This is a genomic window from Paenimyroides baculatum (genome assembly GCF_008629655.1).
GTDB lineage: Bacteria > Bacteroidota > Bacteroidia > Flavobacteriales > Flavobacteriaceae > Flavobacterium > Flavobacterium baculatum.
In genome coordinates, this window is record NZ_VWSG01000002.1 from 395,399 (window position 1) to 410,248 (window position 14,850).

The 14,850-nt window shown below is 33.5% G+C and carries 19 protein-coding genes; 15 read left to right on the top strand and 4 right to left on the bottom strand.

Annotation, left to right across the window (positions count from 1 at the left end; all coding sequences use genetic code 11):
* The first annotated feature begins 325 nt into the window (after positions 1-325).
* Both F0460_RS04385 and F0460_RS16490 read left to right on the top strand, forming a co-directional pair.
* On the top strand, positions 326-1,162 hold the full coding sequence (locus tag F0460_RS04385; RefSeq protein ID WP_190304091.1) for a retropepsin-like aspartic protease: 837 nt from the start codon (positions 326-328) through the stop codon (positions 1,160-1,162).
* A gap of 435 nt (positions 1,163-1,597) precedes the next feature.
* Positions 1,598-1,984, top strand: coding sequence for a hypothetical protein (locus F0460_RS16490; RefSeq protein ID WP_262714202.1), 387 nt, complete (start codon positions 1,598-1,600; stop codon positions 1,982-1,984).
* 317 nt (positions 1,985-2,301) lie between these two features.
* Here the strand turns inward: F0460_RS16490 and F0460_RS04395 are convergent, their stop codons facing one another.
* Together F0460_RS04395 and F0460_RS04400 are read right to left on the bottom strand one after the other, a co-directional pair.
* Positions 2,302-2,832: a sugar O-acetyltransferase gene (locus F0460_RS04395; protein ID WP_150010629.1), complete on the bottom strand. Its 531-nt coding sequence runs from the start codon at positions 2,830-2,832 to the stop codon at positions 2,302-2,304.
* 292 nt (positions 2,833-3,124) lie between these two features.
* On the bottom strand, positions 3,125-3,382 hold the full coding sequence (locus tag F0460_RS04400; RefSeq protein ID WP_150010631.1) for a hypothetical protein: 258 nt from the start codon (positions 3,380-3,382) through the stop codon (positions 3,125-3,127).
* A gap of 114 nt (positions 3,383-3,496) precedes the next feature.
* Between F0460_RS04400 and F0460_RS04405 the strand changes: the two genes are divergently transcribed.
* The 6 genes from F0460_RS04405 (at position 3,497) to F0460_RS04430 (ending at position 8,344) form a co-directional block, all read left to right on the top strand.
* Positions 3,497-4,408 carry an NmrA family NAD(P)-binding protein gene (locus F0460_RS04405; RefSeq protein ID WP_150010633.1) on the top strand — a complete coding sequence of 304 codons (912 nt, stop codon included), beginning with the start codon at positions 3,497-3,499 and terminating at the stop codon, positions 4,406-4,408.
* Between the two features lie 4 nt (positions 4,409-4,412).
* Entirely contained in the window at positions 4,413-5,150 is a 738-nt protein-coding gene (locus F0460_RS04410) for an SDR family oxidoreductase (protein ID WP_150010635.1), read from the top strand.
* A 75-nt stretch (positions 5,151-5,225) separates the two neighbouring features.
* On the top strand, positions 5,226-6,137 hold the full coding sequence (locus F0460_RS04415) for a helix-turn-helix domain-containing protein (RefSeq protein WP_150010637.1): 912 nt from the start codon (positions 5,226-5,228) through the stop codon (positions 6,135-6,137).
* Between the two features lie 35 nt (positions 6,138-6,172).
* Positions 6,173-6,745 carry a Crp/Fnr family transcriptional regulator gene (locus F0460_RS04420; RefSeq protein WP_150010694.1) on the top strand — a complete coding sequence of 191 codons (573 nt, stop codon included), beginning with the start codon at positions 6,173-6,175 and terminating at the stop codon, positions 6,743-6,745.
* Between the two features lie 78 nt (positions 6,746-6,823).
* Positions 6,824-7,213, top strand: coding sequence for a RidA family protein (locus tag F0460_RS04425; protein ID WP_150010639.1), 390 nt, complete (start codon positions 6,824-6,826; stop codon positions 7,211-7,213).
* A 384-nt stretch (positions 7,214-7,597) separates the two neighbouring features.
* A complete protein-coding gene (locus tag F0460_RS04430; protein WP_150010641.1) occupies positions 7,598-8,344 on the top strand; it encodes an SDR family oxidoreductase in 747 nt (248 codons plus the stop codon).
* A 171-nt stretch (positions 8,345-8,515) separates the two neighbouring features.
* On the opposite strand, the gene F0460_RS04435 is transcribed toward F0460_RS04430, so the two are convergent.
* Positions 8,516-8,869: a winged helix-turn-helix transcriptional regulator gene (locus F0460_RS04435; protein ID WP_150010643.1), complete on the bottom strand. Its 354-nt coding sequence runs from the start codon at positions 8,867-8,869 to the stop codon at positions 8,516-8,518.
* A gap of 138 nt (positions 8,870-9,007) precedes the next feature.
* Between F0460_RS04435 and F0460_RS04440 the strand changes: the two genes are divergently transcribed.
* The 6 genes from F0460_RS04440 (at position 9,008) to F0460_RS16425 (ending at position 13,332) form a co-directional block, all read left to right on the top strand.
* Positions 9,008-9,346: an antibiotic biosynthesis monooxygenase family protein gene (locus tag F0460_RS04440; protein WP_150010645.1), complete on the top strand. Its 339-nt coding sequence runs from the start codon at positions 9,008-9,010 to the stop codon at positions 9,344-9,346.
* A 580-nt stretch (positions 9,347-9,926) separates the two neighbouring features.
* A complete protein-coding gene (locus F0460_RS04445; RefSeq protein WP_150010647.1) occupies positions 9,927-10,328 on the top strand; it encodes a DUF3124 domain-containing protein in 402 nt (133 codons plus the stop codon).
* Between the two features lie 131 nt (positions 10,329-10,459).
* Positions 10,460-11,038, top strand: coding sequence for a hypothetical protein (locus F0460_RS04450; RefSeq protein WP_223810759.1), 579 nt, complete (start codon positions 10,460-10,462; stop codon positions 11,036-11,038).
* Positions 11,039-11,207: 169 nt separating this feature from the next.
* On the top strand, positions 11,208-11,684 hold the full coding sequence (locus F0460_RS04455) for a hypothetical protein (RefSeq protein ID WP_150010651.1): 477 nt from the start codon (positions 11,208-11,210) through the stop codon (positions 11,682-11,684).
* A 199-nt stretch (positions 11,685-11,883) separates the two neighbouring features.
* Positions 11,884-12,348 carry a hypothetical protein gene (locus F0460_RS04460; RefSeq protein WP_150010653.1) on the top strand — a complete coding sequence of 155 codons (465 nt, stop codon included), beginning with the start codon at positions 11,884-11,886 and terminating at the stop codon, positions 12,346-12,348.
* Positions 12,349-13,215: 867 nt separating this feature from the next.
* Positions 13,216-13,332, top strand: coding sequence for a UvrD-helicase domain-containing protein (locus F0460_RS16425; protein WP_150010696.1), 117 nt, complete (start codon positions 13,216-13,218; stop codon positions 13,330-13,332).
* A gap of 2 nt (positions 13,333-13,334) precedes the next feature.
* Here F0460_RS16425 and F0460_RS04470 read toward each other — a convergent pair whose 3' ends face one another.
* A complete protein-coding gene (locus tag F0460_RS04470; protein ID WP_150010655.1) occupies positions 13,335-13,757 on the bottom strand; it encodes a hypothetical protein in 423 nt (140 codons plus the stop codon).
* A 466-nt stretch (positions 13,758-14,223) separates the two neighbouring features.
* On the opposite strand from F0460_RS04470, the gene F0460_RS04475 reads away from it, so the two are divergent.
* Complete coding sequence (locus F0460_RS04475; protein ID WP_150010657.1) at positions 14,224-14,646, top strand: hypothetical protein; 423 nt, start codon at positions 14,224-14,226, stop codon at positions 14,644-14,646.
* Positions 14,647-14,850: the final 204 nt, after the last annotated feature.

A 14,850-nucleotide genomic window follows, 5' to 3' on the forward strand; every position in this document is an offset into this window, starting at 1 on the left:
TTAACGGACATAGCGTAGCGGTACTATCTAGCAATAATTCTGCCGTTAAAAATGTTTACGAAAAACTATAGGAAGCAGAGAATTTTAAAAATCGCAAAGCTTTTAAGTAATATCAGAAACAATAAACTAATAACATCTGATCAAAAATATGGAATACTGTGGAATAAATAAAAGTCCGCATTTTATATATCAAAAGTTCACATAATAAATAACTTCTTCAAAAATAGACGATAAAAAACTACTAAATGAGAACATTAAAAAATGAACCACATAAATACAAGTTCGTATATTTGTGTGTAAGCTTTAAATGTCAAAAATAAACTGTATGAAAAGAATTTTATCATTATTATCACTTGTCATTTTTACTCAAATTTCTGCACAAAACACATCAATTCAAGTCCTTCCATCTGGACATATTATTGCCAAAGCAAAAATAGATGGTAAAGAAGGAAATTTTATTTTTGACACGGGTGGTGGAATTAATTTATTCTTTAACCATTTTGCTAAAGATTTAAAACAAAAGTCAACTTATAATTTTTTTACTGGTTATCGTGCAACAGGTGAAAGAATTGATATTCCATTATTTGAAAACGAGGAAGTTGAATTTGCAGGAAAAAAATTCATTAAAGTTCCTTATTCTACTTTTGACATGAAAATTGATGGAATTGATGGTTTAATTTCACTTCAGATGTTTCATGACACTGATTTCATAATAGATTACAGTAAAAAAGAAATTGTATTAACCGATTTTTCAAAAGAATACATAACAAAATCTTTTGATATTCAATTAACCACAAATGCAGACAAATCAACTGATATTATAACCTATATTTCATTAAACGATAAATATAGCGTGCAAGTTTTATTGGACTCTGGCGCTGGTAATGATTCTTTTTGGTTGAGTGATAAATTAATTTCCATACTTAAAATGGATAAGTCAAAACTAGAATTAAGTGAAAAGAAAAGTGAGTTTGATGAAAAATTTGTAACCAAATTTTACAAAGGTTCTATAAATAGTATTTCTAATAAATTTGTAACATTAAAAAATCCAAAAGTAATTTTTGTTGAAGGCTTAATATACGAAGGAAAAACAAGTATTAACTGGTTTGGAAATAAAATTGGTATAAGTTTGAAAAACAAAAAGATGTATATACTTGACTAATTACATTACAGCTGATATAAACTGTGTAAAAACGCTAATTTATTATGCCCTTTTAATAATAAAATTATCGTGACACATTGTTGTACTGTTTTATACAACCCAAAATACAATTTTAAGCAGCTTGTTGCATACCGCAATTACGGCTGCTTATTTGTTCTTTCCCCACTCTATTAATCTGTCACAAAGTATATTATGCCTGCTGATTAATAATCGATCACAATAATATTATCAAACATTCTCTATATTTGACCAAATAAAATCAACCATTGCAAACAACCACCGCCCTCCTACTCTTTCAATGGGAAATGGGAACAGTTCGACACTTCGGCAAGCTCAGCGACCGCAGGCTCACTGACCAAGGAAATGGGGAAAAGTTATTATATTTGATAATGATTAAATTGTGCGACATTATATTTAAGCAAAAACGCAAGAAAGTTGAATATACAAATTGACAAAAAAGAAATTATTCCTTTGAGTGATTTCACATTGGGATGGAGATTTGACAAAGTGAATAATTCTGATATTTCAGATTACGACAAAAATGAAATTTTTGCTTTATCAGAAAATGAATCTAAAAGACTGAACAAAATAATCGACTATTATGAAATTGAATCAAACAGAATTGGAAAATATTTAGAAACAGATTGGTTTTCTGCAAATTTGAGAATTGGAATTAATAATACATCCATACCTGTAATAAATGCCGAGTTTGAAACCGTAGTGTATTTAAGTCCTATTGATTGTAAAAAATTTCCAGCAAGTAGGGGAATTCCAATTAAAAATCCGATTTTCACAGTTTTCTTGGAGATATTCTTCAGGTGATTGAAGAATACAGTACTGAGTACTACAAATGCAATAAGAAATTTATAAAAGAGAAATATATGGGGAGCCAGAACCTATTCCAACTTTAACGAAAGTAAAAGAAATTCCCAAAAAAACCGATTCCAAGAATTAAAAGCAGTAAAAAAAGGTTTTTTTTTTGCATATCTAAATATTTTAAATGAGTTTACATTCAAATATTAGAGTATGCATTCTGATGCAAAAGAAACACTACTACTCCCAATCTCTTCTCTAATGATGGAATAACAGCTAAAGTTTAATTTCTTATCCGCTACAAAGATATGAAATAAAGTGGTAATTTAAATTTCTCTAATAATTTTAGCAGGGTTTCCACCTACAATAGTATTTGGAGGAACATCCTTAATCACCACTGAACCTGCAGCTACTATAGAATTGTCTCCAATTGTCACACCCCCAACTATAGCTACATGACCTCCAATCCACACATTATTTCCTATATATATTGGTGAAGCATGACCTGACTTATGCCTATCTATTGGATTTATATTATGGCCTGCCGTATAAAGTCCGACATTTGGAGCAATCAGGCAATTGTCTCCTATTCGAACTACAGCCATGTCTAAAACTGTGAAATTATATCCAGCATAAAAATTTTTACCCACATGAATATTATATCCTAAGTCACAATGGAAATTATGCTCAATATTAATTCCTTCATTCAATGAACCTAACAATTCAGTAAGTATTGAAATTTTTAAACCAGTATTATCATAATCAACTTGATTATATTGCTGAATTAACTTTCCTGCTTTCTTAAATTTGGTAGCCAGAGCTGAATCGTTTCTTTTATATTCTATTCTTTCGTCCATATAAATATATTTTTATCAATCATCGTTTTTTGAGACTTTAATAGCAATTATTATGCTTTAGGTCTTTACGATGGTAACTCAATTAAAGTACAAATCTTCAAAATTTCACTAAAGTTGAACAGCAGATCTATCTTTGAACTTTGCACTTTTGACCCGCTATTGCAAAATCCTTGTTAGGATGTAATAGTTTCATAGATATTTTTATTCGTCTCTTCAAATATAATTAAATAACTTCTACATCATATTCTTAATGTAACACAGAAGCTATTTTTTATTTAATGTAATTTAAGCTTCATTTTTTTATAAAGAATCCAACTAATTTTACCTGACTATAACCCGCCAAAAGTAGCGACTTATTTCTTTCCAAATAAATTTTCAGCGATTCTGTTTCAATTCCGAATTCTGCTACTTCTTGCGGGTCTACTTTATAACCTTCAACGTTTTGCCATACGTGGCTATGAGCAGCTGGTTCGTAAAAACCAAGTTGTACAGCTTCTTCCACTGTTACTGTTCTGGTTTCAATTCGTTTTCCTGTAACCGCTGTAAGCATTTCTGCAACTTCTAAATGTCCCTCGATTACCCTTGTTTTGGTTTAGGATAACCCTGATTCCGTTAATTTTATTTTCAAAGCTTGATGCAATTTTGCAAGTATAAAAATCAAGATATGAATATTGTAATAACTGGCTCTTTAGGGAACATCGGAAAACCATTAACAAAATTATTGATTGCCAATGGACATAAAGTAACAGTCATAAGTAGTAAACAAGAAAGAATTTCTGATATAGAAGCTCTAAATGCAATTCCAGCAATCGGAAGCATTCAAGACGCCGATTTTTTAACCCAAACATTTAGAGGCGCAGATATCGTTTATTTGATGGAAGCCTGGGAAGCGATAGGAAGCCTTTTCGATAAGAATATAGACTTCGTAGCAGAATTCAAAAACATTGCCCATAATTATGTTAAAGCGGTTCAAGATTCCGGTGTCAAAAAGATCGTCCATTTGAGCAGCGTGGGTGCGCACTCCGAAAAAGGAACCGGCAGCCTTCTGGTTCACCACACCGTTGAAAATATTTTAACAACACTTCCCGAAGAAGTATCCATCAAGTTTATGCGTCCTGTTGGATTTTTCACAAACATCTACCGATGGCTCCCCATGATAAAAGCACAAGGTGCAATAGTTCAAAGTTATGGTGGCGACCAGAAAGAACCTTGGGTTTCTCCTGATGATATAGCATCCACTGTTGCTAAAGAAATGGAAAAGCCATTCAATGGAAGAACTGTACATTATCTTGCCAGTGATGAAGTTTCACCCAATGAAATTGCAAGGGTTTTAGGAAAAGCTATCGGTAACTCAGACTTGGAATGGAAAGTGATTTCTTCTGAAGAACTATTAAAACAGATGCTGTCGGCAGGTATTAATGAATGGATAGCAACTGGTTTGGTTGCCATGCAGAAAGCTCAGGCAGATGGAAGTCTCTACGATGATTTTTACTTGAATAAACCTGAATTAGGAAAAGTAAAACTTAACGATTTTGCAACCGAATTTGCAGCTGAATATAACCAACAAAATAATTGATAAGATGAAAAAAGCATTAATTACAGGAGCAAACAAAGGAATTGGATTTGAGACGGCTAAACAGCTTTTAGAAAACGGTTATTTTGTTTTCATCGGAAGCAGAAATTATGAGAATGGCAAACTTGCTGTGCAAAAACTTAATGAAGTCGGATTTAAAAATGTTGAAGCTATCCAATTGGATGTCACGGATATGACATCGATATTATCTGCCAAGCAGGTAATCAAAAGCAAAACAGAAACTCTAGATGTACTCATCAACAATGCAGGAATTAATGGTGGATTTCCTCAGACAGCTCTGGAAGCATCGGCAGAAACTTTTCAAAAAGTAATGGATACCAATCTTTACGGAGTGATAAGGGTTACCCAGACTTTTATGGATCTACTAAAAAAATCAAACCAACCGAGAATTGTCAACGTATCATCCAGCGGATGTTCACTAACACTTCATTGCGATCCGAATTGGAAGTATTACAACCATAAGGCAGCATTATACCCGGCATCCAAAGCAGCAATGAATATGTACACGATCAATCTGGCATATGAGCTACGGGATACCGCTTTCAAGGTCAATGCGGTCTGCCCCGGTTTTGTCGCGACGGATTTCAATGGTCACAGAGGTACGGGCACCGCCGAAGAGGGAGGAAAAAGAATAGCCAAATACGCAATGATTGGAAATGACGATGTTACCGGTAAATTTATCAGTGAAGAATATAATCCTGAAACAGGGGAAACACCCTGGTAATTAATTCAGTATTTTTGTAAGATATAGCAGTATCATCCCTAATTCCAATTATTATCTGTAATCCTTTTTTAAAAGATGAAAGGCAAAGAAAATAAAATATACAAATTCAACTCATTATCAGAATTCCATCAGGTATTTGGTCTTTCCAAACCCGAAAACCCGCTGGTGAGTTTTATTCGTATTGAAGACATGGAAATGCCTAATAGACCCCTGCCCGATTTTCTGGTGCTCGATTTTTATAAAATCGCCTATAAAGATACTATCGGGCAGGCAAAATACGGACAGCATCACTATGATTTCGGTGAAGGAGGCCTGGTTTTTACAGCGCCGGGGCAGTTATTTGAAAAACCCTCGAATAAGAAAAGTAACGGGTACATTCTGTTGGTGCATCCTGATTTTTTCTTGTCTTACACTCTTTCAAAAAAAATCAGGCATTATGGCTTTTTCTCCTACAATACAGATGAAGCATTACGGGTTTCCGAAAAGGAAAAGGAGACCTTGTTTTCCGTTTTTAAAATTCTCGACGAAGAGCTCAAAAGCAGAATTGATGATTTCAGTCACGATGTTGTCATTTCGCAAATAGAGTTGCTCCTTAACTATAGCAGCCGGTTCTACAAGAGGCAGTTTGCAACCTACCAGGCTGTAAATCAGAATATAATTCAGCGGTTTGAAAATGCTTTGGATATTTATTTTAATAATGAAAATGAGGAACAAAACGGAATTCCAAGTGTTCAGTATTTTGCGGAACAGTTAAATGTCTCTGCAAATTATCTGAGCGATATGTTGCGTTCATTAACAGGACTTAACACACAACAACATATTCATCAGAGAATTATTGAGAATGCCAAAGAAATATTGTCTGCAACAGATCTTTCTGTTTCTGAAATTGCATATCAGCTGGGATTTGATTACCCGCAGTCGTTTACAAGACTCTTTAAAAGCAAGACAAACCAAACGCCGCTGGAATTCAGGCAATCTTTTAATTAATAGAAGAGAAACCTGTAACTTAAAGATAAAAGATGATGGACGACGACTACACTTCACTAAGAAAACACATCGAAAAAATTGTACAGCTCACGGATGAGGAATTTGCTTTTGTAAGCAAACATTTTAATTTCGAAAAATTTAAAAAGAAAGAAACTCTTTTTACTGGAGGCGATCCGGTGAAATATGTATACTTTGTGCTTTCTGGCCTTCTAAAACTTTTTTATACCGATAAAGAGGCTAAAGAGCACATTGTTTCATTCGCTATGGAGGACTGGTGGGAAACCGATTTTCAGGCTTATTATACTGAAAGCAATGCTTTGCTTACATTGGAATGTCTAGAAGACACCAGGGTTCTACGTTTATCGCTGGAGGATTTTGAAAAGCTTTGCAACGGTTTGCAGAAGATGGAACGTTTCTTTCTAAAAAAATCCATTGCAGGGCATATTGGTTCCGAGAGACGTATTTTATCCTTTCTGACGTTGGGAGCCAAAGACAGATATGAACAGCTGCTTGCGAAAAGTCCATCATTAATGCAGAGAATTCCAAAGTCACTTCTTGCCTCATACTTAGGAGTTTCAAGAGAAACCCTCAGCCGCTTAATTTCTTGATAGCTGCAAATTGTGAGGTTTGTCACACGCCCTGCAGCAAGAATATTCTGAGCTTTGCATTACAATAATTTTAAAACAATGCAAAAGAAAGTAATCAATCCTTGGAAATGGCAGGACGCCAGAAACTATGTGCAGGCAGTAGAAGTTAAAAATCCTGAAGGAACGCTTTATGTATCAGGACAGACCGCCATCAGTGATGACGGAATTTCGAGTGATGCAGATATGAGAACCCAAATTTTTCATACGATTGAAAATTTGGAAAAAGTAATTCTTGCAAGCAGTTATGAGATAAAAAACATTGTCCGTCTCAATATTTACCATACCAATTCTGCCGAGTTATTTGAAAACTTTGATGTGATTCAGGAATGGCTGACCAAAAATGAGATACAGCAAACTAGCACTGTTTTAGAAGTCAAGACCCTTTTTGAAACTTTGAAAGTGGAGTTAGAAGCAACTGTAGTGAAGTAATTACTATTTTGAGGCTGGCCTAAAAGGTCAGCTTCTTTTTTTTGAATGATTTGCTGACAATTTATGTATTTTCAGATATATCCCGTTTTATTTGGAGGAATTTTAGGACTACCCTTCTTCAATTTTTCTACTCTCCAAAAATTAAAATATGGTAACGTTGAAGTTACAAAGTATGGATTTTGTTACAGTAACTTTTAGTTACAAAGTTACTAAAGTAAATTTAATTGATTTACATTTGCCTCAGAATTTATAACAGTTAAACGGAGTTTCAACCGAATGACAATGCAGAATCTTAATTACTCATATTTTTAATAATGAAAAATCGGTATTGTTGAAATCAATTGTTCTGAAGAGAAATCTCCGTTTAGATTTAATTAAAATAAAATGAACAAATTAAAAGACAAAGTAGCCGTTATAACAGGCGGAACTACAGGAATTGGATTTGCCACTGCGCAAGCATTCATCAATGCTGAAGCGAAAGTTTGGATCACTGGAAGGACCGCAGAAAAACTGGAAAAAGCTGCCGCTGAAATTAACAGTCCAAATTTAAAAACCGTTACATCAGATACATCCAAGCTGGAAGAAATTTCCATTTTGGAAAAGGTTATTGCTGAAAGTGGCGATAAAATAGATGTATTATTTTTAAATGCTGGAATAGGAACATTTAAAGGAATTGAGCAAATGACAGAAGAAGATTTTGATGGCCAATTTAACACAAACGTTAAAGGGCATTTTTTCACCCTACAGAAATTAATCCCTCATTTGGCTGATGGTGCTTCGGTCATAATTACCTCTTCAACAGCGGCAACAGCGGCCAATGCAGGGACAAGTGTATACGCCGCTACCAAAGGAGCCTTAAATAAAATTGCTCAGGTTGCTGCTAATGAATTAGCAGAAAGAAATATCCGGGTAAATGTTGTAAGCCCTGGATCAACGGCTACTCCCGGACTGACCAGTGTGATCTCTGAAGAAATCAAACAGCACTTTGCTAGCGTGACAGCATTGAAAAGATTGGGAGAACCTTCGGAAATTGCTCAAACCGTTTTATTTCTTGCTTCTGATGCCGCAAGTTTCATCACCGGAACTGAAATTATCGCTGACGGGGGTTATTTAAATTATGCAACTAAATAATTCCTTATAATTAATTCAAGATGTGGAGCGCAATATTGCTCTTTTTCGGTTTGAAAAAATATTATAAAAAAACAGGAGCTTTTTAAAACAACTTGTTTAAGCGAAACTTGCAACATTAAAGTAGATCCCCAATAAGAAAATGTTGGGGATTTTTACTTTTTTTCGTCTGTTTTAATCTTTGGTAATTTCTTTTCGATGTTCTGTTCCCCAATCTGAAAGATTCCGAATCACCGATGTCAATTTTTTGCCGTGAGGCGTCAGTTCGTACAACACACTTACAGGATGGGTATTCAGAATATTTCTTTGGGCGAGTTTATTAATTTCTAATTCTTTCAATTCTTTACTCAGCATTTTATTGGATATTCCGCTTACATCATTTAGCAGATCGGTGAATCTCCTTTTTTCGTTAAAACAGAGTGACGCCAAGATTGAAATTTTCCACTTGCCACTCAGCACATACATTGCGTCATTTACGGCTCTCACGTGCGCGTCACACGAATTGCTTGTCGTTTTTATGTCTTTCATTTGTTACTTTGTTACCTAAACGTTACAGTTACTTTTTGATACTTCGTTACAAATTTAAACAAATAGTCGATATATTTGCATACGAAAATGAGACGAATTATAAAACGTTGATTAATATAATTAAGACCCTTATAAAAAATGGAAAAGTTTACATTAGCAATTAAATTTACAGCAAAACCTGATAACCACGAACAATTTAAACAAGCCCTTACTGACCTTTTTGAAACAGTAAGCCAGCAGGAAAATTTTGTACACGCAACCATTCATCAGAATATTCAGAAGGCAGAAGAATTTCTTGTTTATGAAGTTTGGAATGAGGACATCGACCACTTTATGAACGTAACCCTTAAACAACCTTACGTCTTGGAATGGGAACAACTATTGGTAGATATGGAAATCGTACGTGAGCCGTCGGTTTACCAGTCTTTTGCGAAATTTAACCGCGGGCTCAGCAACCATGCTTCGATGCTTCGATAAACTCAGAAACCGCGGGCTCAGTGACCGGAGATTGTTGAAACGTTGAATTGATTATTTGCAATAGGTATATTTGGCTTCGGGATCTCCATTGTTAGTGATAGATCTATTTCGGTTTAATATACTTTTACGCCCAGGCTTTATTTTACAGCTTGGAAGTCGTGAACCTTACGTTTTGAGAGATCAAAAGTATCAACTACGAGCCTAACTCAATAGTCTCTTTACCGCCATAGATAAAGGCGAAGTAATCAAGAAAACTAAAACAAAATAGTTACGCTTGAATAAAAATCTTTTTTTGCGGCGACCTTTTAAACGGTCGAATTGAACTTTTGAAGCTACCTGATCGTGGTTCGACACTTCGGCGAGCTCAGCGACCACAGGCTCACCGAACAACTGATTAGTTTACGCTTGCTTCAACAATTTAATTGTCGATTTGATACCAATGGCGCATTGAATCTGTGTGGATTGATTATTATGTTTTTTGATTTTAATAGGAATGAGAAAAGGGAATAAAAAAAGTGATTATATTCGTTGATCATTAAGTTGTCCGTAATATTAGAACCACAATCCATACAAATAAAATATGAAAAAATTAATACCTTTTATACTAATCATAATGACATTAAACTCTTGTGTTTTAGGGATTACGGGTGCTCCTCACAAACATACTTATAAAGAAATTTACGGGAATAATGAGTTAAATTTGAGTGTTCGTTGCATGTCTATGAATAAAACATTTGAAATAAGAAATGCTAATCCAGACGATTCACTTTATATTAAATCTGTAAGTTTCAAAAATCCGAGTGAAATGAAATCTTTAAATGGCAAAGTACGACCTGATTCAATAAGACATTACAATTGGCGAATTTTAGATGGGAAATATCATAAAAATTTAATGAAAGATACAATTGAGATTATGAAGATCACAAACCAAAATGATCAAGAAAAATATATATTCACTGCTGCTTCTAAGAAGAAGAATTAAAAATAAATAACTACAATTAACAAGGGTTTATCTCATCGTTTCGATCTTTTTATGGTTTTGATGAAAGCCTAAAATTCACGTTTTATGCTTTGGTAGAAATTTGTATTTTAGTTGAAAGTTTCGGATTATAGATGCCCGCCATCAGCAAGTGTAATAACGTTACCTGTTATTTAAAAGAAAAGAAATTGCAAAAAAACAATTTTGAAATAAAGCTTATTGATTTATTTTGGCTTAAAAGTGGCGATGAAGAAAATGACTTATATGCTCATGGTCATGTTTATGTAAAAATTGGAGGCGAGATTGTCTGCGATGAAAACACTTTAGATGTAACAGTTACTGCCGCCGGTTTGTATCTTTTACGGAGTTTGAGCGAGAATTATAAAAAAGGTAATTACGATAGCCAATTATTACCTTGTTGCGGATTTGTTACATACTTTGATAAAAATCTAAGACCAGCAATTTCAGGATGTCCCGTTGGAATAGATTGGACAATCACCCATTTAACTAAAGATTTAATTCAACATACATCAGACAATGGTAATTCTGCAATACTTAAAATAGAAGATTATAAAAAAATGGTTTATGATTTTGTTGACAAAGTAGAAGAATTTTATCAATCAAGTCTTCCTAAAATTTTACCTAGAGACGAGTTTGAACTTGGAGCATACGAAGAAATTTGGGAGGAGTGGCGTGAATTAAGAAATAAATAAAACACAACCGCTAACAACCTGTAACTGCAATAGCGGATTTTTTAGTAATACGAACTTTTGTTATCACGAAGAAAGTTCTATCTTGGGTGAGAATACTCAGTTCGCTTTGATCCGCGACTGTCAGTTACAGGCAAAACGTTAGGCGTTATTTAAACAAGCATCTGCCATCATGGGATATTATACAAGAGTATTTTGCTCAAGCAAAAGAAAACCAAAAATTATCGACTTAATAAATAATCTAAAATCTGTCGGGTTTGACATTAAATCAAACTTAGATGAAAAAGATCTAGAAAATCCGGATTGGACAGATTTTGAGTTAATCTATGATTCTGAAAGATTGCCATTACTGGTAGAATTAAATGAAATCGGAAAGTCACACGGACTCGCTGAAGAAGAAGTAAATGAGTTTTTAGAATTTATTGGAAAGCCTAACTTTCTACAACTTAATAAGAAAAAAGTAATAAGCCAATTAAATAAAACATATTACATTGTTTGTATACAACTACCTATAACTGATATTATTGACAAAGGTTACGATGTAAATGGAGAATTAATGTCCTATGTAGCTAATAATTTTTCAGGAATGATTCAGGCAGATAAAGAAGGTTTTTATTGTAATAATAAATTGATTGTCAAATTAGAATAAACAACACCTAAGCGCCGGTAATTGCCAGTGCGGTTTTTAGGTAAAAAATAAAGCTTTAATTTATTAATTTTGTTTTCGTTAGCAGAAAATATCCTGCTCGTTTTCCGCAACAGGCAAGTAGCCGAACTGAACGTTGGGCAACATGTTAAAAAAATTCGAATTAAAATTAGGTTGAAAATACAAAAATATTATGATCAATTTGAGTGAATTAAATGATTATTCAATTAGAGTCTATGAGTATCTGAAAATTTATAATAGTGAGTTACTCAAAAATATATCATTACAACCTTCCGATTTTGGAAAAAACTATATTTTTTTAGAATTTATTACCGAAAACGAAAATAGTCCTTCAAATTTATATTTAAGTAGCGAAGATAACAGACTAACTGTTGGATTTGGTACTTACCATTGTCATTTTGATCAATTTAGCGGACAAGATTTTGAAGAACAAATGAAAATTGCCGTAGAATATTTTTATAAAATTCTAGATGAAGAATTATTTGTAGTTTGTGCTGGTGGCGGAGCTTCTACTCTATTAACTTATGAAGAAATTAATTTTATTGCAAGTGGACAGAAACTTGAAAAATTTGATTATGATTGTATTAACTATTATGTAACTTCTTGGAGTGGAAATAAAGATAGAGTATTGAAAAATCCTAATTAAAAAAGTTAGTTAGATTATAAAAACCCTTTGCCTAGTAACAAAGCTTTAGCTTCGCTCTGTTCGGCCAGAGCCCTCGGGTCGTCTTACCCGGAGGTCACGAGATTAATACCAGTGAACGGAACAGCAGGAATCTTACTATATGCTTGTAAATCGGTAGCAAAAAATAAAGATTTTGTAAGAAAAATATTCAGATCGAATGTCTAAAATATTATGTAGTACTTTTATATCTTTTAAATCAGTAGCAATACAACCACTTTAGTAAATTTACTATATATTATAGGATTTAACAGCAATTATCAAACTTTATCTATATTTGACCAATATAAAATCAACCCGTGCAAACATGCTTCGATGCTTCGATGCTTCGATGCTTCGATAGTTCGGCGGGCTCACTAACCGTAAAATCAGCAACCATAGTTCGGCAGGCTCAGTGACCATGCTTCGATGCTTCGATAGTTCGACACTTCGGCGAGCTCAGCGACCACGGGCTCAGCAACCATGCTTCGACACTTCGATACTTCGGTCAACTCAGCAACCACGGGTATAATAGGTATATTTGGCTTCGGGATCTCCATTGCAGTAAGAGATCTATTTCGGTTTTTCTGTTCTTTTATGACTAAAAGAACCAAAAGTCTTTTTTTGCGGTCAAGCTTTCAAGCGGTCAAAATCTTGTTTGTTGTCTAACCCATCGGAACGATCGCTTACGCGACCCTATGTGTTTTAACGACAACTGCACCGTTTTGACACTCGCTTAAAGCTTAAATACCGCTTTTAATCCGTTTGGATTGAAATATTTTGTTTTTGATTTCAAAAGGTAACTAGGGAAGTGTTCAGTTCAATACTTCGATGCTTCGATAAACTCAGCAACTGCGGGCTCAGCAACGGACGGCGATTGTTACAGACGAATATTCGAACCTGATCATAGCCGGAGCGGGATCGGGCAAAACACTTACCATACTGGGTAAAGTGCAAGTATTTGAATGATTTTATTTTACTCTTTCAAACACACCATAGCTAACATTATTAAATTCGTTATCCTTGATTATAAATTTATCCCTTTCAAAAGAATAAAACTCCACATCGAATGTATAGGTCTCTCCTTCAGATTCTCTTGTCTGTGTCATGATTTTTTGATCTTTCGAAAGTACCCATGTAAAAGGCTCTACAGAAGAATCGTACAAATATGTAGAGGTACCGGTTCTATCTTTTTTGTACTCGTCTATAAATGAATAATTTGGATCTGAGGGCACCAGACTATCCGGGCTTGATCCGCCATAAATAGTTATCCATTTCCCTACTAGCAGTTCGGATCTATTTAGATTTTCTGTCTGAGGTTCGTTATCTTCTTTAGAACATGAACTTATTAAAACTAAACCCAGAAAAATTGCAATAAAATTTCTAAAATACATAATTGTCCTATTTTTAATTTAATCAACGAATTAACCACTTAAATTATTGTATTACAGTTCGCAACTGTGTTTATATAGTTATATAAACAATACTTAAAACGACAAAATGAAAATTTATGTATAATAACTGGCAATAAACTAATTTAGAAAAAGTTGTGGTGTTGGATATTGAAATGGATAGTTTTAGGGTTCATAGGGAGTGCAGCGTTCAAAGCAAATACGATAAGATAAAGATTATATTTGAGGAAAGATAATAGGAAGCGAAGTTGGTAGATAGATTAAACAGAAAGGGGAAGCTATTAAAATACAACTCCCAAATTAATAATTATAATGTATACATTTCAACTGTGTTTAGTTACAGGTTTCAGTCTCAAAATGTAGCCACATTGTATTATTTTTTTTAAATTAGCAAATAGAACTGGCTTTTGCCACGGAAGTAGTAATTACATATAACAAGCTAGAAAACATGACAAATAAATTAATTGTGAGAATGAGTAAAAACATCTTTTTAAAAGATAAAAATTATACTATAACAGTTAATGAAGATGAACAAACGCATATATTAAATATTACAAGAAATAAAATTGAAATAGATTTAAATAATGAATTCAATAAGATAGAAATATCAAGTAAAAATAATTCTAAAAGCTTTCTTATTAAAAATGGGAATAATAGTGTTAAATTTCTAAATGTATATTCTAATTTAACTTATGAGTTCGCTTTAGGCGCTTTTATAGGTTTTGCATTTATAGCGTCTATTATTATATTATTACTATCACTAAATAGTGGTGTAAATTTACTTTTGATTTTTATTATATTTTTACCATTATTCTTTTTAAAAAAAGAGAACTTCGAAGATGGTTTTGTAATAGAAGAGCTTACTAAGTAAACTCTGCTTACACAAAACCTTATATAAAAAAAGACATTAAAAGCACTTTTTTCCAATAATTAAAACAGCTAATTAATAATAGAACTATCACTAATCAAACTTTATCTATATTTGACCAGTTAATATGAACATCTGTAAATAACAACTGCCCTCCTATTTGTTTCAATGGGAAATAGAAATAAGAGAATGGGGAAATGTTTTACA